Annotated in this window: 21 protein-coding genes; 13 read left to right on the forward strand and 8 right to left on the reverse strand. The window is 60.0% G+C overall.

Annotated elements, in window-relative coordinates; genetic code table 11:
- Positions 1 to 259: 259 nt before the first annotated feature.
- The 9 genes from AAE029_RS03990 to AAE029_RS04030 all read left to right on the forward strand — a co-directional run bounded on the left by AAE029_RS03990 (position 260) and on the right by AAE029_RS04030 (position 10,697).
- Complete coding sequence (locus AAE029_RS03990) at positions 260 to 1,789, forward strand: adenylate/guanylate cyclase domain-containing protein (RefSeq protein ID WP_371071546.1); 1,530 nt, start codon at positions 260 to 262, stop codon at positions 1,787 to 1,789.
- 565 nt (positions 1,790 to 2,354) lie between these two features.
- Positions 2,355 to 3,983, forward strand: coding sequence for a TIGR04028 family ABC transporter substrate-binding protein (locus tag AAE029_RS03995; RefSeq protein WP_371071482.1), 1,629 nt, complete (start codon positions 2,355 to 2,357; stop codon positions 3,981 to 3,983).
- Between the two features lie 61 nt (positions 3,984 to 4,044).
- Complete coding sequence (locus AAE029_RS04000; RefSeq protein WP_371071483.1) at positions 4,045 to 4,989, forward strand: ABC transporter permease; 945 nt, start codon at positions 4,045 to 4,047, stop codon at positions 4,987 to 4,989.
- Positions 4,986 to 5,867 (forward strand): ABC transporter permease, encoded by an 882-nt coding sequence (locus tag AAE029_RS04005; protein ID WP_371071484.1) that lies wholly within the window; start codon positions 4,986 to 4,988, stop codon positions 5,865 to 5,867. The genes AAE029_RS04000 and AAE029_RS04005 overlap by 4 nt, the downstream gene beginning before the upstream one ends.
- Positions 5,864 to 7,510, forward strand: coding sequence for a dipeptide ABC transporter ATP-binding protein (locus AAE029_RS04010; RefSeq protein ID WP_371071485.1), 1,647 nt, complete (start codon positions 5,864 to 5,866; stop codon positions 7,508 to 7,510). The genes AAE029_RS04005 and AAE029_RS04010 overlap by 4 nt, the downstream gene beginning before the upstream one ends.
- Entirely contained in the window at positions 7,507 to 8,544 is a 1,038-nt protein-coding gene (locus tag AAE029_RS04015) for a putative FMN-dependent luciferase-like monooxygenase (RefSeq protein ID WP_371071486.1), read from the forward strand. The genes AAE029_RS04010 and AAE029_RS04015 overlap by 4 nt, the downstream gene beginning before the upstream one ends.
- A gap of 27 nt (positions 8,545 to 8,571) precedes the next feature.
- Entirely contained in the window at positions 8,572 to 9,171 is a 600-nt protein-coding gene (locus AAE029_RS04020; RefSeq protein ID WP_371071487.1) for a CMD domain protein, read from the forward strand.
- Between the two features lie 13 nt (positions 9,172 to 9,184).
- A complete protein-coding gene (locus AAE029_RS04025) occupies positions 9,185 to 9,793 on the forward strand; it encodes an alkylhydroperoxidase domain protein (protein WP_371071488.1) in 609 nt (202 codons plus the stop codon).
- 40 nt (positions 9,794 to 9,833) lie between these two features.
- On the forward strand, positions 9,834 to 10,697 hold the full coding sequence (locus AAE029_RS04030; protein ID WP_371071489.1) for a VOC family protein: 864 nt from the start codon (positions 9,834 to 9,836) through the stop codon (positions 10,695 to 10,697).
- 54 nt (positions 10,698 to 10,751) lie between these two features.
- Here AAE029_RS04030 and AAE029_RS04035 read toward each other — a convergent pair whose 3' ends face one another.
- Genes AAE029_RS04035 through AAE029_RS04050 form a run of 4 tightly spaced genes read right to left on the reverse strand, consistent with a single transcriptional unit; the run spans position 10,752 to position 13,396 of the window.
- Positions 10,752 to 11,393: a CDP-alcohol phosphatidyltransferase family protein gene (locus AAE029_RS04035; RefSeq protein WP_371071490.1), complete on the reverse strand. Its 642-nt coding sequence runs from the start codon at positions 11,391 to 11,393 to the stop codon at positions 10,752 to 10,754.
- Positions 11,377 to 11,784 (reverse strand): hypothetical protein, encoded by a 408-nt coding sequence (locus tag AAE029_RS04040; RefSeq protein WP_371071491.1) that lies wholly within the window; start codon positions 11,782 to 11,784, stop codon positions 11,377 to 11,379. Before AAE029_RS04040 ends, AAE029_RS04035 begins: the two co-directional genes overlap by 17 nt.
- Positions 11,781 to 12,731, reverse strand: coding sequence for a phosphatidate cytidylyltransferase (locus AAE029_RS04045; RefSeq protein ID WP_371071492.1), 951 nt, complete (start codon positions 12,729 to 12,731; stop codon positions 11,781 to 11,783). The genes AAE029_RS04040 and AAE029_RS04045 overlap by 4 nt, the downstream gene beginning before the upstream one ends.
- Complete coding sequence (locus AAE029_RS04050) at positions 12,728 to 13,396, reverse strand: lysophospholipid acyltransferase family protein (RefSeq protein ID WP_371071493.1); 669 nt, start codon at positions 13,394 to 13,396, stop codon at positions 12,728 to 12,730. The genes AAE029_RS04045 and AAE029_RS04050 overlap by 4 nt, the downstream gene beginning before the upstream one ends.
- Before the next feature lie 233 nt (positions 13,397 to 13,629).
- Between AAE029_RS04050 and AAE029_RS04055 the strand changes: the two genes are divergently transcribed.
- Entirely contained in the window at positions 13,630 to 14,523 is an 894-nt protein-coding gene (locus AAE029_RS04055; RefSeq protein WP_371071494.1) for an MBL fold metallo-hydrolase, read from the forward strand.
- Between the two features lie 39 nt (positions 14,524 to 14,562).
- Here the strand turns inward: AAE029_RS04055 and AAE029_RS04060 are convergent, their stop codons facing one another.
- From AAE029_RS04060 to AAE029_RS04070, 3 genes are read right to left on the reverse strand one after another with little or no spacing between them, the layout of a single operon-like run.
- On the reverse strand, positions 14,563 to 16,524 hold the full coding sequence (locus AAE029_RS04060; protein ID WP_371071495.1) for a MacB family efflux pump subunit: 1,962 nt from the start codon (positions 16,522 to 16,524) through the stop codon (positions 14,563 to 14,565).
- Positions 16,525 to 16,528: 4 nt separating this feature from the next.
- Positions 16,529 to 17,767 (reverse strand): efflux RND transporter periplasmic adaptor subunit, encoded by a 1,239-nt coding sequence (locus tag AAE029_RS04065; RefSeq protein WP_371071547.1) that lies wholly within the window; start codon positions 17,765 to 17,767, stop codon positions 16,529 to 16,531.
- Positions 17,767 to 18,216 carry a hypothetical protein gene (locus AAE029_RS04070; RefSeq protein ID WP_371071496.1) on the reverse strand — a complete coding sequence of 150 codons (450 nt, stop codon included), beginning with the start codon at positions 18,214 to 18,216 and terminating at the stop codon, positions 17,767 to 17,769. The genes AAE029_RS04065 and AAE029_RS04070 overlap by 1 nt, the downstream gene beginning before the upstream one ends.
- 35 nt (positions 18,217 to 18,251) lie before the next feature.
- Here AAE029_RS04070 and AAE029_RS04075 point away from each other — a divergent pair, with 35 nt between their 5' ends.
- On the forward strand, positions 18,252 to 18,494 hold the full coding sequence (locus tag AAE029_RS04075; RefSeq protein WP_371071497.1) for a hypothetical protein: 243 nt from the start codon (positions 18,252 to 18,254) through the stop codon (positions 18,492 to 18,494).
- Between the two features lie 126 nt (positions 18,495 to 18,620).
- On the opposite strand, the gene AAE029_RS04080 is transcribed toward AAE029_RS04075, so the two are convergent.
- Entirely contained in the window at positions 18,621 to 19,304 is a 684-nt protein-coding gene (locus AAE029_RS04080) for a hypothetical protein (protein WP_371071498.1), read from the reverse strand.
- A gap of 217 nt (positions 19,305 to 19,521) precedes the next feature.
- On the opposite strand from AAE029_RS04080, the gene AAE029_RS04085 reads away from it, so the two are divergent.
- Positions 19,522 to 20,247: a response regulator gene (locus tag AAE029_RS04085; protein WP_371071499.1), complete on the forward strand. Its 726-nt coding sequence runs from the start codon at positions 19,522 to 19,524 to the stop codon at positions 20,245 to 20,247.
- The gene (locus tag AAE029_RS04090; RefSeq protein ID WP_371071500.1) at positions 20,244 to 21,527 is read left to right on the forward strand and encodes an ATP-binding protein; all 1,284 of its coding nucleotides are present in this window, start codon (positions 20,244 to 20,246) and stop codon (positions 21,525 to 21,527) included. The genes AAE029_RS04085 and AAE029_RS04090 overlap by 4 nt, the downstream gene beginning before the upstream one ends.
- Positions 21,528 to 21,539 lie beyond the last annotated feature (12 nt).

Raw genomic sequence — 21,539 nt, forward strand, 5'->3', positions numbered from 1 at the left:
GGCGAGTTCGGGTGCGGCTGTTCGAAGAAACGAAGCCGGCAGGTATAGCCTCCTGGCAGCGTGAGGTTGGCAAAACGTCTGAATAAATCCTGTGCGCAGTTGACTGACACAGCCGTACAGCCCCACTACTCACGTATAGCACTCTCCACATAGCCTGTTCGAGAGAGTGCCTTCGGCGAGGTTGAACTTGGAAGGACGCAAGCAGGAAATTCGAGCGGCTCGCAAGAACGCCTATCTCATTGCGCTTGTCACGCTCGTCATGCTGGCCGGTTTGCCGCTGGCCGTCTGGCTCGACGTCAGCAATCTTTCCAGAGATGTCGTTCAGCGGCAAGCCCGCGACATGAGCTCGCTGATCACCAGCATCCGTTCCTACTACTCGAACAACGTCGTTGGCCGCATCCTGGCAGCACACGCGAGCGGACAGACAGGTGATACCGTTGTCTCCCACGATTATGCCAACATTCCAGGCGCAATACCGATTCCCGCGACGCTCTCGCTGGAGCTTGGAGACGTCATCAAGGAGCAGCAGGCCAACGTCACCTACCGCTTCGTATCAGACCTGCCGTTCAAGAGGCGGGCTGCCCACGATCTCGACAAGTTCGAGAGCGATGCCCTTACGTCGTTGCGCGCGAATCCGGAGCAGACGCTGACGGAGAACAAACTGAGCGGATTCACGAATGTCTACCGGCTTGTGACGCCAGTGCTCATGGGGCCGCCCTGTGTTGCCTGCCACAACACCCACCCCGAAAGTCCGAAGCGAGACTGGAAAGTCGGTGATGTGCGAGGCATCCAGGAGGTCATAATCCGCCAACCGTTCGCGACAAATGTCTTCGCCTTCAAGTATCTTCTCGCCTATTTCCTTTGCGTCGCGATCATCGGATCATCCTTTATCATCATGCAGCGGCGCCAAGCGGCCGTTATTCAAAGCTTCAATCGCGAGCTCGAGGCCGCCAACGAATTCCTGGCAAGCATCTCTTTGAAAATCTCACGGTATCTGTCGCCACAGATCTACAAGAGCATCTTCAGTGGCCAGAAGGATGTGGTGGTTCACACCGAGCGAAAGCGCCTGACGATTTTCTTTTCGGACATCAAGGACTTCACCGCCACTGCCGAGCGGCTGCAACCCGAGGCGCTGACCGAGATGCTCAATGAATATCTGACGGAAATGTCGGAGATTGCGCTTCGCCACGGCGGTACGATCGACAAATTCATCGGCGACGCGATCCTCGTCTTCTTTGGTGATCCTGAAACAAGAGGTGCGGCGGAGGATGCTCGCGCCTGCCTCAGGATGGCGGTCGATATGCAGAAGCGCCTTGCCGAGCTGAAGGCGAAGTGGCGCCGAGATGGAACGGCCGAGCCCTTCATTGTGCGGATGGGTATCAATACCGGCTATTGCAACGTCGGAAATTTTGGAAGCAGTGATCGCATGGACTACACGATCATCGGTGCTGAAGCCAATCTCGCAGCCCGCCTGCAATCGATCGCCGAAGGCGGAAAGATCGTGATCAGCTATGAAACCTATGCACTTGTGGGTGATATTATTGATGCATCGCCTCTGCCCCCAATTACCATGAAAGGCATCCAGCGCGAGATTGTCCCCTACGAAGTGCATGGCCTGCATTCCGAGACTGATGCCCACGACAAGGTGCTAACCGAACACTTTGCCGGGCTGGACTTGCATCTCGATACTGCACAGTTGGGCCCCGATGATCGCAGCCGTGCCCGTACTGCACTGATGGAAGCGATTGCGGCGCTCGATGGCGAGCAGCCGTCAGAGCGTCAGAAGTGATGCTGGTGGGGAGGGACATGCTGCGTACAGCAGATCATCCGCCGGGTAGCGTGCACTTGGGGTAGAATGGTATCGATGGCTTACGATTGGGTCACTGCGACCAAACCGGTGAAGCTACCAGCGGGTGGCGATCGGTGCTTCCTCCCCTTGGAGCTTTTCAACCCTGCCAGCCCAAGCGGCAACGGGCAAGCGCACTCGTAGATCTTCCTCATGCCTTTCAACGCTGGTGTTGACCTGGCCCGGCTGTCGCCTGGAGCCGTATGGCCGAGAGCACGAAACGGGGAAAAAATTCCACGCAGAATGCAATTTGGCGCGATTATCGGGTGAGCGGCACAGATCGAAAGGAAAATTTACCAAAAATCAATTCGGAACGCACCGGATAACGCATTGAAGAGCAGACGGTTGAAAGGGTGCGAGATGTTTTTGCGCACCCCACAGGAAGCGGAGATGGTTGTTTCTCTGAAGCTGCGTAAAATAGAATACTAAATCCCTAGGAAATATTGTCTATTTCCCGCAAGGCTGTACCCTTTTCCTGAAAGCGTCTTCAACACTCCGGGAAAATCCAATGACACTTCAACAGAAATTTTTCGGCAGCATCGTTGCGTTGGCTGCCGCCGTCAGCCTGCCGGCCGTCGTTGCCGCAGCCGACACGCCCGTCAAGGGCGGCACGCTGGTCTATCTTGAGCAGCAGGCCCATACGAACCTTTATCCCCCGGCAGGTGGCTTCTACCCGAACGGTGGGATCCTCAACCAAATCACCGATAAACTGACCTATCAGAACCCGGAAACGCTGGAAATTGAACCTTGGATCGCCGAATCCTGGACGGTGAATACGGAGGCCACGGAATATACGTTCAAGATCCGCCCGGGCGTCACTTTCTCCGACGGTACGCCGCTCGACGCCAACGCAGTGGCGAAGAACTTCGACACGTTCGGTCTTGGCAACAAGACCTTGAAACAGCCGGTTTCCGAAGTCGTCAACAATTACGAACGAAGCGAGGTCATCGATCCGCTGACCGTGAAGTTCTATTTCAAGAAACCTTCGCCGGGATTCCTGCAAGGCACATCCGTGATCGGTTCCGGACTTGTTTCGCTAAAGACGTTGGAACTGCCTTTCGAACAACTGGGCGACGCCACCAAGATTGTCGGCTCCGGCCCCTTCATCGTGAAAGCGGAGACCCTGGGCAAGACACTCGATCTGAAAGTTCGTGAGGACTACAACTGGGGTCCGGCCAAACTCGCCCATCAGGGCCGCGCCTATCTCGACGGCATCCAGTACATCATTGCGGGTGAGGACAGCGTCCGCATCGGTGCTCTGATCGCCGGCCAGGCTGACTTTATCCGCCAGATCCAGGCCTATGATGAAGCGCAGGTGGAAGCTCAGAGCTTCCAGATCTATGCCCCCGGCACGCGCGGGGTCAATAATTCCGTCGTCTTCCGACCGGATAACCCGCTCGTGGCTGACGTCCGCGTCCGCAAGGCGCTGTCGCTTGCCACCAACCGGCAGGAGATCGTCTCGACGCTCTTCTCCAAGCATTATCCCCCGGCAACATCGATCATTGCGTCGAGCGCAATTGGCTATGTCGACCAGTCCGACAAACTCGCCTTCGACCTCGATAAGGCCAAGGCACTACTGGACGAAGCCGGCTTTAAGCCGGCCGCCGACGGCATCCGGGAAAAGGATGGTCAGAAGCTGATCCTGACGGCTTATGAATCCCTGCCGCAGCCGCAGAACCGTGCGACCCTTCAGCTTGTTGCCCAGCAGTGGGAGAAGGTTGGTGTGAAGCTCAACGTTCTTGCGGGCGATTCCGGTAGCCGCACCGTGGATGACCTTGACCCGTTGAAGACGCCGGTTTCGCCCGCCATGGTCGGCCGCGCCGACCCGGACGTACTCAAAAGCCAATATTATCCGAAGAACCGCGATGTGCTGCGCCAGAAGGGCGGTGGCAGCGACAAGATCAAGTCCTTCGTCGACGACAAACTGAACGGCATTCTCGATGAAATCGCCTCGCAGCCGGACAAAGAAAAGCGCCTGAAGGCGGTTGCCGAAGCGCAAGCCTATGTTCTCGACCAGGCCTATGCGATCCCGATCTTCGAGGAGCCGCAGGCCTTCGCCGCAGCGCCCCACGTCAAGGGTGTCGCCTTCGAGGCTGTCGGTCGCCCGAGTTTCTATAACGTCTGGCTCGACAAGTAAGCGCACCGAGGATGGTGGACGCTCTCTGCCATCCACATTTCTTGTTCAGGGGAGATCCACGATGACGCGATATGTCTTGAGCCGGATCGGACAGGCGTTGCTGGTGCTTTGGGCGGCCTTCACGCTGTCTTTCATTCTTCTGCAGGCGATGCCGGGCGACGCGGTTCTGATCAAATTCCTCAACCCGGAATATGGGCTAAGCCCCGAGCAGATCCCGGAGATCCGCGCGGCCTATGCCGTCGATTCCACGCTCTTCGTGCAGTACTTCCAGACGCTCGTGAACTTCCTGAAGGGTGATTTCGGCTATTCGGTCCAGGCCGGCGTGCCGGTTTCGGCGCAGCTTGCCGCCAATCTTCCGGCGACGCTGAAGCTCGCCACGTTCGGCTTTGCGGCAGCGGTCTCGCTTGCTCTCCTGATCGCCTTCCTCTCCTCGCTTTCTCCCTTCGCATGGCTGCGCAACCTTATCCAATCGCTGCCCTCGCTCTTCATCTCGATTCCGGTCTTCTGGCTCGGCATCATGCTGATCCAGATCTTCTCATTCCGACTGAAGCTCGTCTCGGTCATCAATCCCGGCCCCTGGGAAAGCCTGGCGCTCCCGGTCGCCACACTTGCGGTTCCGATCGCCGCACCGCTGGCGCAGATCCTCATCCGCAATATCGACGAAATTCGCACGCGCCCCTTTGTCTCTGTCGCCATAGCCAAGGGCGCGACGCAGGCCCGTGTCCTGTGGAGGCATGTCGCCCGCAACGCGATGCTGCCGGCGCTGACCATCGCCGGCGTGCTGTTCGGAGAGCTGTTGGCTGGCGCGGTCGTCACCGAAACCGTTTTTGGCCTCAATGGCATCGGCGGGCTGACTGAAAAGGCTGTCGGCAACCAGGACCTTTCCGTGCTTCAGGCCATTGTGGTGATTTCCGCGACAGCCTTCGTCACGATCAATCTTATCGTCGATCTTGCTTATCCGCTTTTCGACCCGCGTCTGAGAGCAAGGAACGGAGCCAAGCCATGACCAGCGTTGAAACCCTTTCTGCCCTCGACGCGCCGGAAGCTGCGGATAAAGCCACCAAGCGTCGCGGGATCGGCTCGTGGCTGAGGCGCGTGCCGCCGGGCCTTGTGCTCGCCTGGATCATCATCGCCACCGCGCTCATCTGGGCGGTCGCACCAAGCCTCTTCACGGTTTATGACCCGCTGCAGGGCGTGCCGGGCGGCCAGCTCAAGGCACCGTCCGCGCTGCACCTGCTCGGGACGGATTCGCTCGGCCGCGACCTTTATGCCCGCATCGTCCACGGATCGGTCCATTCGCTTTCCGGGGCGATTGCGGCCGTCGGTGTCGGCCTCATTGTCGGCACGGCGCTTGGCCTGATCGCCGGTTCAATCGGTGGGCACATCGACACGATCATCATGCGTTTCGTCGATGTGTTGCTCGCGATCCCGACGCTCCTGCTCTCGCTCAGCATCATCATTTTGCTCGGCTTCGGCACGGTGAATGCGGCGATCGCTGTGGGCGCGACTGCCATTGCTGGTTTCGCCCGCCTCATGCGCTCGGAAGTGGTTCGTGTGCGCCGTGCCGAATTCGTCGAAGCCGCCTTCGGCAGCGGCGGCACGTTCTGGAACGTGCTGTGGCGGCACATCCTGCCCAACTCGCTCACCTCTATAATCGCCTACACGGCCGTGCAGTTCGGATGGGCCATACTGCAACTTTCCACCCTCGGCTTCCTCGGCTACGGCGCTCCGCCGCCCACGCCGGAATGGGGCCTCCTGATCGCCGAAGGCCGCAACTACCTCGCGACGGCGTGGTGGCTGACAGCTGCGCCCGGCCTCGTTGTCGTCGCAGTGGTTCTGTCCGCCAACCGCATAAGCCAGTCGGTCGGAAGGGCCAGCCAATGAGTGAACTTGTTACCCCTGTGCTCGATATCCGTGACCTGAAAATTTCCTACGGAGACGGTCATAGCCGAACCCGCGTGGTCCATGACGTCTCGTTCTCCGTCGCCCCCGGCGAAGTCGTGGCACTCGTCGGTGAGAGCGGCTCGGGAAAGACCTCGACCGCCCAGGCCATAATTGGCCTGCTTTCCGGCAATGGTCGCATCGACGGCGGTTCGATCCGCCTCAATGGCGAGGAAATCTCTCGCTGGAACGACAAGCGGCTGCGTACGATCCGCGGCGCTGTTGTCAGCCTCATTCCGCAGGACCCTTCGAGCTCGCTGAATCCCGTACTGACCATCGGCGCCCAGGTGCGGGAGATCCTCGAAATTCACGGCCGCCTCAGCCGCGCCGAAGCACAACGCCGTGTCATCGAGCTGCTCACGCATGTCGGGCTCTCGCAGCCGGAACTGCGGGCGAGACAATATCCCCACGAGCTTTCCGGCGGCATGAAGCAACGCGTGCTGATCGCAATCGCGATCGCGCTGAAGCCGGCGCTCATCATCGCCGACGAGCCGACCTCGGCGCTCGACGTCACGGTGCAACGGCGCATCCTCGATCTGATCGACGTCCTGCGCCTGGAATACGGCACCTCCGTCCTGCTCGTGACCCATGACTTGGGCGTCGCTGCCGACCGTTCCGATCGGCTGGTGGTCCTTCAGGGCGGCCGCATCCAGGAACAAGGCACGACAGCGGACGTGCTGGCCGCCCCAAAAAGCGCCTATACGCGCAAGCTGCTCTCCGATGCGCCATCGCTCGCAATTGCCGCAACCCGCCCTCCCATCGAGAAGGAACGGCCGGCGGTCGTCACTGTCGAGGGGCTGACGCAGGACTTCCCCCTGCCAACCGGTGATAATTTGCGCGCTGTCGACAGCATTTCCTTTAAGGTGGCACGCGGTACGACCCATGCCATCGTTGGCGAATCCGGTTCGGGCAAGACGACGACGATCCGCGCCATCGCCGGCTTTCAAAAGCCCACGGGCGGCACAATCCGCGTCGGCGACCTGGATCTCGCCGCGTTGAAATCGATGACTCTTCGGCAGTTCCGCCGCAAGGTGCAACTGGTCTACCAAAACCCGTGGGGATCGCTCGATCCAAAGCAGACGATCTTCTCAATTGTTGAAGAGCCGCTGCTCAACTTCGATCCGCTGCCGAAGGAAGAGCGCGTCAAGCGCGTGCGCGCCATCATTGAGCGCGTGGGCCTGTCAGCTTCGGTGCTGACCCGCCGGCCGCATGCGCTTTCCGGCGGCCAGCGCCAGCGGGTAGCCATCGCTCGGGCTCTGGTGCTTGAACCGGAAGTGGTCGTTCTCGATGAAGCGGTGTCAGCACTCGATGTCACCGTGCAGGCCCAAATTCTTGCCCTTCTGGGTGAACTGCAACGCGATCTTGGCCTCACTTACATCTTCGTGTCGCATGACCTTGCCGTGGTCCGGCAGATCGCCGACACGGTTTCGGTACTGCACAATGGTCGTCAGGTTGAATACGGGCCTGTCTCGCAGGTCTTCACCAGTCCCACCAGCAACTACACGCGCGAACTGATCGACGCCATTCCCGGCGGCAAGTTACCGCATCACGATCATCACATGCAGACAGCAGGATTAAAATCATGACAGAGCAGACAACAGCAAAACGGCTGGGCTTTTTCACCAGACTTCTGGACGATGCGGATGCTGGAGAACGATATCGCCTGGCGGAAGAGCAGATCATCCACGCAGAGATCAACGGCTTCGACAGCGCCTGGATTGCGCAACACCACTTCCATGCGGATGAAGGCGGCCTGCCTTCACCCGCGGTCTTCCTTGCCCATGTGGCGGCCCGCACCTCCACCATCCGGCTCGGCACCGGCGTCATCACGCTGCCGATGGAAAACCCGCTGCGTGTCGCGGAAGATACGGCCGTAACAGATCTTCTCTCCGGCGGGCGTCTCGAAGTTGGCTTCGGCACCGGCGGTACGCGGGAATCCTTCGAGGCATTCGGTATTCAGGCAGACAAGCGTGGCGAGGTCTATGGCCGCTATCTCGACATCGTCCGCAAGGCTTGGGCAGGAGAGGACCTTGGTGCCGGCAATCGGCTTTATCCGAGCGCTCCACAGCTGCTTGATCGCGTCTGGCTCGCGACCTTTTCGGGCTTCGGCGCGAAACTTGCAGGCGAAACCGGCGACGGGCTCATGTTGTCGCGCACCCAGCCGCGTCCGGCCAACAATCCAGATGCGACGCTGGATGAGATCCAGAACCCGATCATAGATGCTTATCTTGCCGCCCTTCCGAAAGATCGTGCCCCCCGCATTCTCGGCTCGCGCAGCCTGTTCGTGGCGGATGACCGAAAACAGGCATTGAAGCTCGCCGAGACCGGACTTTCTCGCGTCGCGGACCGTTTCGCCGAGGCCGGTCATCGCATTTCCGGCAGCAGCGTGCAGGATCTCATCAAGGCGCTCGACAGCCATGTCGGCACCCCGGACGATGTCATCGCTTCCCTAAAGGCAGACACAGCGCTTGCGCGCGCGACGGACATTGTCTTTCAAGTCCATTCGATCGATCCGCCGCACGAATATATTCTGCGCTCCATCGAATTGATTGCGGCGGAAGTCGCACCGGCGCTCGGCTGGACCCGTGGAACCGGACCGAAGCGCATCGCAGCCGAATAACGCTCTTCTCATAGAAAGCAGATACTTATGACTAATAGCATTCCCGATATCATCGACCATCTGGCAGGCATCGCACCGGGATCGAAGGGAGCGGTATTGCGCGCGCGACGTCCGGTAACCAAGGAGGGAGCGCAGGCAAGCTGGCTTGCGCTCTTTGCCCCGGCCGACACGAGCCAATTTTCGCTCGGGGAACGCTTCGCGGTTGCTACCTTCGTCGCCGCTCTGCATGGCCAGCCGGAGATAACCGCCTTCTATGCTGCAAAGCTCGCCAGCGAGGAAAACGGCAAGGCGCTTTTGGCAGCAGTGAATACCGCAGTCGCTGATGGCACAGGCAAGGGGCCCTACGGCCACTATCGTGCAGGTCCACTTTCTGCTGAAGATGAAGGCGGGCCTGTCCTTACAGTGAGAGCCGCCGAAAAGGCGGTGCTCGGAACCCGGCTTTCTGTTGCATTGGAACACGCCCATCTTCTTGTCTTCCATCTGCGCGATGCGGAGCCGCAGGCACTTGGCAGATTGATCACGGCCGGCTGGAGCACGACCGGAATAGTTACGCTTTCCCAGCTCGTTTCCTTCCTTGCTTTCCAGATCCGCATCATCACGGGTCTCAAGATCCTGGCAGCTGCATGACAGGAGAAGTGTCATGACCGATACGATCATCGAACCAAAGAACGAAAACGTGCCGAATATCTTCACGCAGGACGAGATCGGCTGGACGCCGTGGCTGCAGCCTCTTGCACAAGAGGAGCTGACGGAACAGCACTACGAGGCGCTGGTGGACAGGGCGCGGGCGAAATCGCCGTATTTTGCCCTTCTTGTACGCGACCCGGCCATTCTCGAAGCCCGCACGAAGACTGATAAGGACATTTTCTACAATGTCGAGGGCGGGCTGCCGCGCGCCGAACGTGAACTCGCCGCCACGGCCACATCGCGTTACAACGGCTGCATCTTCTGCGCCTCGGTGCACTCACGTTTCGCTTCGCACCATTCGCGGAAAAGGGCGGACGTGCAGAAGCTCCTGGACGAAGGCGTTTCCGCCGATCTTGGCGAACGCTGGAACGCCATCGTGGCAGCCTCCGTCGCTCTGACGGCAACGCCGCCAGTCTTCAGCCGCGACCATGCGGAGCGCCTGCGCAAAGCGGGGCTCTCCGATGACGAGATTTACGACGTCGTGCATGGCGCCGCCTTCTTCAACTGGGCAAACCGGCTGATGCTGACGCTGGGGGAACCAACCCCGGCAGCGGAAGCATAACGTGATCCTCTAAACAGCCTGTCCGCCGAAGGAGCCCTTGATGACCCATCCAGTCCTGGGAGTCGATCACACCTATCTGCTTGTCCATGACCTCGAGGTGAGCGCGGCTCTTTATCGCCGGCTCGGATTCACACTGTCACCACGTGGCTTGCACAGCCCGGAAAAAGGTACCGCAAATCACACGGTCATCTTCAGCCACGACTATCTGGAGCTTTTGGGCGTCGTGCGTGAAACGAGCGGCAACCGCCTGCAGCGTGACCGCCTGGCAGATCAAGGTGAAGGCGTGCAAGCGATCGCCAATCGTACCGAAAGTGCGGACAAGGCGAAAACCGGATTGGTCGCTCTGGGAATTGCGACTGGTGAAGTCAGTGCCTTTTCACGCCCGCTTCCGCTGCCCGACGGGACCGATGGTCGTGCAAGCTTCCGTACGTTGAGTTTCGATCCGACGGTCGTGCCGCTGGGGCATTTCTTCCTCTGCCAGCATGAGACATCCGGCCTGGTCTGGCGGCCGGAGTTGCAGACACATGAAAACGGCGCGATTGCGCTCGGCGGGATCATTGGTATCTCGTCCGATCCGCGTGCAACGGCGGAGGTTTATGCGCGTTTTTATGCAGAGGGACGGGTCATCCCGGCCGAAGGCGGTTTCCGGGTCGACACAGGCAAAAATTCCGCCCCTTTGCTGTTTCTTGAGCGCAAGAGCGCCGAGCATTTGTTTGCCGGACAAAATCTCGACGCGACACCGAGAGGCGGTTATGCGGCCTTGCGCATCATCGTAGATGCCGTCGATAAGACGAAACGTGTATTGGCGGCTCCAGACGTACCGTTTGTCCTGACGGAGCGGAGAAGTGTCATTGTTGGCCCGGAATTCACGAGCGGCACGATCATCGAATTCATCGGCCAATAGCAAGGCGGCGCGATGCGACGCGAACTGGATGGGACGAACTTGCGATCTTCCGGCTCATGTCGTTCTTAGCGATCCAAGCAGGCGTGAAGAACGCCTCAGCACAGTCACCGCCGACCCAGCCGCGACGATCCAAAGCGCGATGGTGAGCACCTCGCCCCGCCCATGCCACAGGGTCTCGAAAGCTGACAGCACCGCCGCCGCTGTCATGATTGCCATGCGGTGCGGTTTGGCCATCGGACCGGAAAAATCGCTTTTCTCACTAAGCGCGTGACCAAGTTCGCGCACATAGGCAGTGAAGATTGCAAATGCAGCCGCCGCCCACCCGAGTCCGGGGGCATCGATGCCGTAGCCGGCGCCGATGAAGATGAGGAGGTCAGCGACGCGATCGGGAAATTCGTTCCAGAACGGTCCATCGGGCTCGGCCTTGCCACCTTCGATGGCGACCATGCCGTCGAAGAGGTTGCAAAGCAGGCGGATCTGGCAGAACAACGCTCCGGCGATTAAAAGGGCAGGGCGCGCCAATCCCGCGGTCTCCCCCGCCAGGAAGAGGGAGCCTCCCGCGAGGGCGGCCGCTGCCATGCTTGCCTGAGAAATCCTGTTCGGCGGAATCGACCGTGCGGCAAGCACTCGGGCAACTGCTTTTGCCCAGCCTGCGTCGCGGCTCGCCAATGGTCGGCGATCACCTGTCTGCGCCATTGCCCGTCATCCTTCTGCGCGAGATCGAATAGTTGTAGACGGCTGCGTAGCTGGTCGAGACGATCAGCGGTACCGCAATCGTCGCCGCAATTTCGGGCGTCCCACTGATTGCATGGACCGTAACTAGTATGCCTGCGGAGCCGATGCAGGCGATCAGCGGTGGCGCCCACAGAGCTGCGATGCCCGAGAATCGCGCGGAGAGCGCTTCGACCGCCGACTTCAGAAACAGCGTCAGGCAGCCTGACAGCGTCCCCTGCACGAGGCCGGCTGTCAGCATCCTTAAGTTCGAATGATCACGGTTGGCATAAAGAGCCCAGCCGCCCATAAGGAGAAAAGCGACGGATACGTGCACGATACTGCTGCGCGAAAGGCGTCTGATCGAGTCGTTCATGTGAGCGACCACCAGTAGCGCACCAGATGGAAAAAGATCGGCGCCGAAAAGACCACGGAGTCGAGCCTGTCGATCAGGCCGCCGTGACCTTCGATCAGATGGCCCCAGTCCTTGACGCCGCGGTCCCGCTTGATTGCCGACATGACGAGACCGCCGAAGAAGCCCATGAGAGTGATGATAAAGGAAAGAAGCCCGGCCTGAAGAGGGGTGAAGGGCGTGATCCAGAAAAGACCTGCCCCGATCAGCGTAGCGGTCACCACTCCGCCGACAAAACCCTCCACCGTCTTCGATGGCGACAGCCTCGGCGCGATCTTGCGACGGCCAAAGATCTTGCCCCAGACATATTGCAGGACATCGCTCAATTGGACGACGATGACGAGAAAGGCGATGAGAAGAACGTTGTGGCCCTCATAGCCTGGAATTTGCAGCGTCAGCAGGGCCGGCACATGCGAGGCGCAGAAAACGCAGATCATCAGGGCCCATTGCACTTCCGCGATGCGAACAAGGAAGCGTTCGGTGTCCCCGCGAAGCACTGCGATGATCGGCATGAACAGGAAGGCGTAAACCGATATGAAGATTGAAAAGATGCCGTATTGCTCGGCCCAGAGCAGCGCATACTGGATCGGCGTTATAACGAAGAAAGCCGTCGCCAGAGCCCAGTGATCGGCTCGCCTGGTATTGGTCAGCGTGATGAACTCACGCAGGGCGGCAAACGAGCAGAGGCCGAAAAGGATGAGCACGCCGATCCTTCCCGCAAGAAACGCTATGCCGATCAGGATGACCATTACCCACCATGCCTTGATCCGGGCATTCAGGTTTTCGATCGCGGCATTCGAACCGTCGGGCGCAAGCCGGCGCTGCAGGATGTAGCCGATGACAGATGCGGCGATCAGCAAGACGAATATGCCGGTCACCAATGTCAGCAGGTCGGAACGTGCCTTGTTCATTCGCCGCCTCCCCGCTTCGGCGAAAGTGCAAGCAGCGCCGCCTCCGCTCGCGCCAGGAACTCCTCCTTTGTTTCCGTCGCCGAAATATGGAGGGCGTCGCCAAAGGTGACCGTGCAGATGAGAGGTATCGGAACGATCTCGCCTTTCGGCATCACCCGGTTCAGGTTGTTGATCCATACGGGAATGAGATCGATGTTGGGCCGCTTCCGGGCCAGATGATAAAGTCCGCTTTTGAACGGCAATATCGGCTCCTCGCTGAGGTTCCGCGTTCCCTCGGGGAACAGGATCAGTGACGAGCCTTCCTCAAGCGCCTCGACCATGAGATCAACGGGGTCCCGGGTTCGCTTATCGCGTTCGCGCTCGATCAGCACCGCGTTGAAAACGTCACAGCCGATGAAGCGGCTGAGGCCGGACTTTGTCCAGTATTCCGCCCCGGCGACGGGTCGAGTCTTGCGCCGCAAACGCGGTGGCAGCACGGCCCACACGAGAATAAAGTCTCCATGACTGGAATGATTGGCGAAATAAACGCTGTGTTGCGCCGACACGCCCCCTTCAGGCCAGATTGCTCGAACTGCAGTGATTGCGCGCGCAAAGAGGACGATTGCCACCGCGACAGGCTTGGCGATCACGGATGTGAAAGTAAACGTATGCAGAGATGTCCCCATACCCTCTTCAATAAGCGCGATGGTATGGCGTCCGCTTCGCTGTGTAAATTAGACAGATAACCATCGTCTGGCAGGCGCGCCTCATACTTTATGGCTACGATAATTGCTTCAGTGGTGCCGGAATCATCAGAATGGCGCGCACGCTGTTCGATGGCTGTGTATTTCAGTCGTTATCTAGCGCAGATTGGGAGCGCAAAATTGCTGAAGGCCGTCCGCAAAGGAGAAGGAAGCCAATGTCGTTCAGCCTTGGATCGACCATGAGGATACTTGAGCCGCATTCTGGCGTGATTGCCTTTTATGACGGTCGCATCCCCGGGGTGAGGGCCTATTCCGACGCGCCAAACTGGCTGGATGACGGAGCTTTCTCGCTCGGATGCGCCAGCTACGCGATCGTCGACGGTACTGACGCGCTGATCTATGATACGCACATTTCAACAGCCCATGCCGCATTGATCAGGGCTGAGCTGGAACGACGCGGCGTGCGGCGGCTGCGCGTCGTGCTCAGTCATTGGCACAAGGATCACATCGCCGGAAACGCTGTGTTTTCGGACTGTGAAATCATTGCGAATGAACTTACGTTGCAGGCATTGCTGCACAATCGCGCCGCGATCGAGGCAGCAAATCCGCCGATCAATCCTGTTGTCTTGCCGACGACGACCTTTTCGCAGCGAATGACATTGACGATTGGCACACTTACTGCCGAACTGCATCAGCTCGATGTTCATAGTTTCGATGGGACGGTCATCCTTGTCCCGCAACGGGATCTTCTTTTGGCAGGCGATACATTGGAGGATCCGGTGACCTATGTCGCGGAGCCAACAAGGCTGGCCTGCCATCTCAGGGCGCTCGAACGTCTGGACGGCTGGTCCTTCTCGAAAATCCTTCCCAATCACGGTTCGATGGAACGCATCGCGGCCGGCGGCTACGATCGGCAAATGATTGCGGCCACGGCACGATACATCGAGCGTCTGCTGAGCCTGAAAGAATTCCCGGAACTTGCGAAGCTGCCGCTGAAATCCTTTGCCGCTTCATCCTTCGACAGTAAGGGTGTCGACTATTTTGCGCCTTATGAGAATGTTCATCGCAGCAATGTGAGATCGATGCTGGAGGTGTTTGGGAAGGATTGATGGCTCGATAGGTGGCAAGTCGTCCGGACCCGTCGTCTGTTATCCCTTCGAGAGCGCCGCCACCGGATCGAGCTGCGAGGCATTGCGGGCAGGCAGGTAGCCGAAGGCGATTCCGATCAGGCTGGAGCAGAGGAAGGCCGCCGCAATGGACGTTGCCGAATAGACAAGACCGATATTCGCGCTGAACAGGCTGAAGACCGCACCGATGCCGAATGCGCCCATGATGCCGAGCACGCCGCCGATGAGGCAGACCAGCACGGCCTCGATCAGGAACTGCTGGAGAATATCGCTTTGGCGCGCCCCCACGGCCATGCGCACACCAATCTCGACGACGCGTTCCGATACCGAAACCAGCATGATGTTCATCACGCCGATGCCGCCGACGATCAAGGAAATCACCGCGATCGCTGCAACGAGCATCGTCATGGTCTGGGTGGTGCTGGTGATGGTCTCGCGGATGTCATCCGTATTGAGGATATAGAAGTCCTTCGTTCCGTGACGCTGGGTGAGGAACCGGGTCACCGCCTGTTCGGCGAGATCAGTGTCGATTTCATCGTCGACCTGAACGGTGATGCTGCGCAACGACGTGCTTCCCAGAAAGCGCGCCTGTACTGTGGTGTAGGGCAGATAAAGGGAGAGGTTCTGGCTGGAGCCGAAGCCGCCTTGCTGGGTCTGGATTACGCCAACGATGCGGGCCGGCACCTCGCCGATCAGGATCACCTGGCCGATCGGGCTGCCTTCATGTTCGGCGAAGAGGGCTTTGGATGTGTTTTCGTCGATGACCACATCCTGCGCGATAGCCCGCACGCTGTCCGCATCGAATAGCCGCCCCTCGGACAGTTTGGTGCCCTTTGCCGCGAAGTAACGCTCGCTGACGCCATTGACGAGCGCATTCGCCTCCGTGGCGCCGAAGCGAACGGTACTGGATGTCGAAACCGTCGGCGTGACGGCTGACACATAAGGCTGCTTGGCGAGCTCCGTTGCGTCCGAGACGACCAGTGTGGTGATCTTACCCGAGCGGATGTCTCCGAAATCCTTGCCGGCGAAGATCTCGAGCGTGTTGGTGCCGAGACTCGAGATATTTGCCAGCACGCGTTGCTGCGTTCCTTGACCCAGTGCAACGACGCTGACGACCGAGGCGATGCCGATGATGATGCCGAGCATGGTCAGGAAAGTCCGCAGCCTATGTGCCCGCATCGAGAGAAGCGCCATGCGGAAGGCCTCGCGGAAGCGGTCGAGCCAGGCCGTGAGCACCGACCGACCGGATGGCGGGCGCTCCGTGACGGCGGAAGCGAGGGTCGGTCGCGTCGCGCTCTCATTGCGCGTATCGGACACGATCTTGCCGTCGCTGATCTCGATAATGCGCTCTGCGCGGCTTGCAACACTCATGTCATGGGTGACGATGACAATGGTCCGCCCTTCGGCGTGCAGTTCATCGAGGATACGCAGCACTTCCTCGCCACTGCGTCTGTCGAGCGCGCCGGTCGGCTCGTCGGCGAGGATCACGTTGGCGTTGTTCATCAGGGCGCGCGCGATGGAGGCGCGCTGTTGCTGGCCGCCGGAAAGCTGCCCGGGCCGGTGATCCTCTCGATTGGCCATGTCCAGCCGCCCCAGCAGCGCCGCCGCGCGTATGGTTCGCTCTTTCCGATTTCGACCGGCGTAGATCGCGGGGATCTCGACATTGCCGAGCGCGGTCAGTTCTGCGAGCAGGTGGTAGCGCTGGAAGATGAACCCAAAGTGCTCTCGCCTGAGCGCCGCCAGCTCGTCCGCGCCGAGGGACGAGGTTTCGCGCCCCGAGATGCGATAGCTCCCGGACGTCGGCTGGTCGAGGCAACCGAGAATGTTCATCAGCGTCGATTTGCCGGAGCCGGATGCACCGACGATCGCGACCATCTCGCCGGCTTCGATCGTCAGATCGATGTCCTTCAGCACGGCGATGGTTCCCTCGCCGGAGGGGAATTCACGCCTCAATCCGGCGAGTGCGATGAGGGGCTCGGTCATGGCGTCACAGACCCATCGGCGGGGGGCCGCCGGGACCGCCCGAACTGGTCATCGTCTGCGCGGCGGCTTCGCCAGTGACCACCCGCTCTCCTTCGTCGAGGCCGGATCGCACCTGCGCGGTAACCTTGTTGTTGAGGCCGATCTCGACCTTGCGCTCCGCGACCTTTCCATCGCTGCCGACGACACGGACCGTATAGCGGCCATCGGCGTCTTTCGCGCCGAGGGCGGCCGAGGGAAGGGTCAGGACGTCCTTTGCCTGTCCGAGGATGATGTGGACCTCGGCCGTCATATAGGTTCTGAGGCGGCCATCATCGTTGGGAACATCGAAGATGCCATTGTAGTAGATCGCCTCGGACGAGGAGCTGCTGCTGGCTGACGAGGTCGATGAGGACGAGGTTGACGAGCTGAAACTGCTGTCGCTCCTGATCGATTCGGGCGCGGGCTCGATCGATTGCAGTGTCGCACTGTAGCGATGATCAGGTTCGCCAAGGACGGTGAAGTAGACCGGCAGTCCGGGCTTGACCCGGGTGATGTCGGCTTCCGAGATCTCCGTGCGCACCGTCATGGTATCGAGCTGGCCGAGAATGACGATCGTGGGCGCCGACTGGGCAGCGTTCACCGTCTGTCCTTCCTGGCTGACGATGGACAAGACGGTGCCGTCGATCGGAGCCGTGATCTTCGTATAGCCAAGATTGGCCTTTGCGGTTTCGACGGCCACTTCCGCCTGCTTGATCTGGGCTTCGAGTGCCGCGATCTGCGCCTGTGTCACGTTGAGATCGGCCGCGGCACTGTCGTAGTCCGCCTGCGAGACGGCGTGCTTTGCCACCATCTCGTTCTGGCGGGCGAGGTTCTGCCGGTTGAGCACGAGCGTTGCCTGCTTTTCGGCAAGCTGCGCCTTCACATTGGCGAGTGCGGCCTCGGCCGTGCGCAGATCGTTCTGCTGGGTGACGGAATCGATTTCGGCGATCAGGTCGCCGGCCTTTACTGTCTGGCCGAGGCTTACCTTTACCGCGGTGATGCGACCAGAGGCCTGCGCGCCGACCGCCACCAGCCTGACGGGCTTCAACGTGCCGGTCGCAAGAACGGTCTCTTCGACGTCGCCGCGTGAGACCTGGGAGGTCATCAGCGTTGTGCTCTGCTGCGCGAGAAGCTTCTGCGAGTAAAAATAGCCGCCCAGGGCTATGCCGACGATGATGATGCCAGCCGTGACGCGCCTCGGGCCTGTTGCCAAATGTATCAGCATCATCGGCCGGGCCGAAATTTGAGGGCGGCCAGGCGAACCAGATCGTCGAGCTTGGAATCGCGCACGAAGCCGACGATGAAATTCCTCTGAGAGCTGGCGGTATGGACGACGGCGGGAGTGAAAGCAGGCTCGTGGATCCGGGTCGCATCCTGCCGTCTGCGGTCTTCACTGCTGTCGGCTCCAGTCTGGTCGCCGATTGCAACGTTTGCTTCGGGCGCGGCTGGACGATCGACATGCGACACGAGGGCAGGGGCTTGCTCGTCGGACCTGGCCACACACTTGGCTTCCAGGAGCGGATAGGAGGCTTTCTGGGCAGCGATCTGCTTCTCGATGTCGGCTTGGCAAGCTTCCACGTTTGTCCATCCCGACGAAACGGTGTGCAGGTATTGGCAGTGGATGCCATCGCAGTCGCATCCGAGAAGCGTCATGACGATGAGGACCGATTTCATGGATGCTCCGTATTGCTTTCCGGGCGTTGGGTGCCATGAAGGCGCGCACTTCTTCGCGCCGTTCCCAGATGACGAAGGATGAGGCGGGGTGGCATGGCGTTAACGAAGCGGAAGATCATCGTCGTAGCATTGAAGAGAATTTGAATGTCGAACATGGTCTAACTCCGATAGCGCTGCATCCGCAGCTTCAGGGCCGGCTGCTGACCTCATCAGGTGCTTGTTCCAGTGCCGCCAATTCCAGTGTCGCCGCCGAACGTCATCATTGCGGATTCCCTTAATGGAAAGATTGGGTTCAACCGGGAGCGCAACGGGGGCGATGCGCTCCCGGAAGGCAGTCATTTGCGACTGCAACGTCCGTTCGCCTGGAGCTGGGTTGGGGATGCGCAGCGACGGACGATCGGTTGTTATAGGGGCGGCGGGCGAAGCTTCTCGTGGAAGCCCGCAATGCCATCCTGCGCGGTACCACCGCGGTGCCCGAAACCGGGCGGACCGGGACGCGGATCGAAAGCTTGCTCCGCCTTGATCAGTCTGCCGAATTGTTCGGATGTAAGGGCCGAACGCAGCGCCTCGATCGCAGCCTTCAGCCTTTTCGCTGCCTCGGCTCGGGCGATTGTCTCATCAGCAAGCCGTTCGGCGAACAGCGGAACGTCGCGATCGGGCCTGTCGGGATAGGGAGGCTGCAGAAAGTCGATCAATGCGGTTGCATATGCCTGCCAAGCGTCATGTTGTGCAGTGGCGACTCCGACGTAGGTCTCTGCCACTGCAAGTTTGGCGGCCAGTTCAAGACCGAAATCACGCGGTCCGTGCGCCGCGCCAAGTGGCCCGGGATGACCTATGCCCATTGGGCCTTCACGGTCGCCGGGCGAAGGTCCTTCCTGCGGCTCCTCGTCGCTCCTGTCTTCGGGTGCGCCCTGGGTAATCCTTATCAACACACGGCCGGCGTCGTCTTCACGATCCGCGATGGTGCCCGTTATCGGCGGCTCGCTTCGCGAGGGGCCGGAATTCAGCGTTTCGGCAAGGGAGGAGGTTGTTACCGAGACGAGCACCGTTGCCGCCAGAAGCCCGATGTGCATGAGGGAACGTTTCACGCGGCCTTCCTTTCACGTTGTTTATCACGATCAGGAAGTTAGAAAGTTGATGTATCCCGGCTTGGTCCGAATATGTCCGGACATTTCTCCAATCAAGATTTTTGTAAACGAATGTTGCTGATGGGCGCGCGGCAAAGTTTCGTTGCAAAATTCTCCGTTTTAATTTCGACGAGGAACTATACTCCCGCCAGAACAAAGGATGGACCATTCGGACAACATGACCAGCGCAACTCACATTTTGATTGTAGACGACGATCCCGAGATCCGCTCGCTGCTCGCGCGTTACCTGGGTGAGCAGGGGTTTCGCGTCTCGACGGCTTCGAACCGACATGAATGTGAGAGCCGCATCGCCGGTAGCAATCCCGATCTGATTGTTCTTGACGTGATGCTTCCCGACGGTTCCGGCCTCGATATCTGCCGCACTTTGCAGGACCGCCGGCCTCGCATCCCGGTCATCCTGTTGACCGCACTGAAGGAAGACGTGGACCGCATCATCGGACTGGAGATCGGTGCCGACGACTACCTGGGCAAGCCCTTCAACCCTCGTGAGCTGGTCGCCCGGATCAAGGCGGTGTTTCGTAGGTCAAGCCATCATGCGCCGCCCGAGCCGGAATCAAGGATTTACAACTTCGGGGAATTCGAGGTCGATCCTGAGCTGCGTCGGGTAACCCATCTGACCGGAGGGGATGTTGATCTTACTGGAGCCGAGTTCGACCTTCTCAAGGTTTTCCTGGAGCGCCCGGGCCGGCTCCTGTCGCGCGACCAGCTTCTCGACCTCACGCAGGGGCGAAACCGCGATCCAATGGACCGCTCCGTGGACGTTTTGATGAGCAGACTGAGGCGCAAACTCGGCGAGAATGGTACCGGCCCGATCTTCAAGACGGTTCGCAATGGTGGATATCAGATGACCGTATCGGTCAAAGCATCTACGGCAACGCGATGAACTCTCTGCGCAACCGCATAACCGCTTTGTTGATCATCGCGATCGTCTCCGTCGTCGGTCTCGCAACCTTCGCGGCGAGCCAGGCCTTGCAGCGCCCGCTGCCTGAAGCCACGATGGATCCCATTACGCGTCAGTTGCATGTTCTGATCTCGTTGGCCGAACGAAACCGCGCCGATGCGCTTGCAGTCGGCATACGATTGCAGTCCACTCCGGCGGCCGGTGTCGAGCAGGAAGGTCTGTCGCGCTTTCTCATGAAGTCATTGCAGATGACTGGAGAACCAAGATCCGCCATTGTAACCGAAGGCGCAAACGCCCCGATTCTGACGGCATCGGTCGATCTCGGCGATGGCACCTGGCTTGTCACCGAGATACCAAGTCTTCGTCCCCCACCGGGTGGATGGATGGTGCTAGCGGCATGGGTCGTGCTGATCGTCATTGGCAGCACGGCTGTCTCTATCTTCGCCGCCTCGAAGATAACAAGGCCTCTGCTGCTGCTGGAAAGTGCTGCCACTCGCATCGGAGCCGATGGCGTACTGCCGACCATTCCCGAAGACGGCCCTGGCGAGGTGCGCGCCACGGCGCGCGCGCTCAATCAGCTGTCCGAACGCCTGAGATCCGCGATGGAGAGCCGCATGCGGCTGATCGCGGCCGCCGGCCATGACCTCCGCACACCGATGACCCGCATGCGGCTTCGGGCGGAGTTCATCCCCGACGAGGAGGAGCGCCGCAAATGGTTCGCAGACCTCGAGGAGTTGGACTTGATCGCTGACAGCGCCATTCGTCTCGTTCGTGAGGAAGCGAGCCAGGACGGGTTCGAGCCCATCCGCCTTGGCCACTTGGTCCAAGACGTCGTCGACGAGCTCGGACAACTCGGATACAAGGTGACGCCGCCGCCGATGATGGCGCTCCCCGTTGCCGCAGGCCCCATTGCCCTCAAGCGGGCGCTGCGCAACCTCATCATCAACGCGGCTACGCATGGAAAGGGAGCAAAGGTCGACCTTGCCCGTGAAGGCGATGACGCCGTCGTCACCATCTCCGACGAAGGGCCTGGTATTCCCGAAGACCTCATAGGCCAGGTGTTCGAACCCTTCTTCCGGGTTGACATCGGACGCCGCAAGTCGCTGCCTGGCGCAGGCCTTGGTCTCGCCATCGCCAAGGAGATCATCGAGCGGTTCGGCGGAACCATTGCAGTGGCGAACCGGAAACCGAGAGGCCTCAAGCAGACGGTAACGTTGCCTTTGGCCAGCAATGACAGCAAGCCATCTGCTCAAAACGGGTGATTATACGGACAC

Source organism: Sinorhizobium sp. CB7 (assembly GCF_041357635.1).
Lineage (GTDB): Bacteria > Pseudomonadota > Alphaproteobacteria > Rhizobiales > Rhizobiaceae > Rhizobium.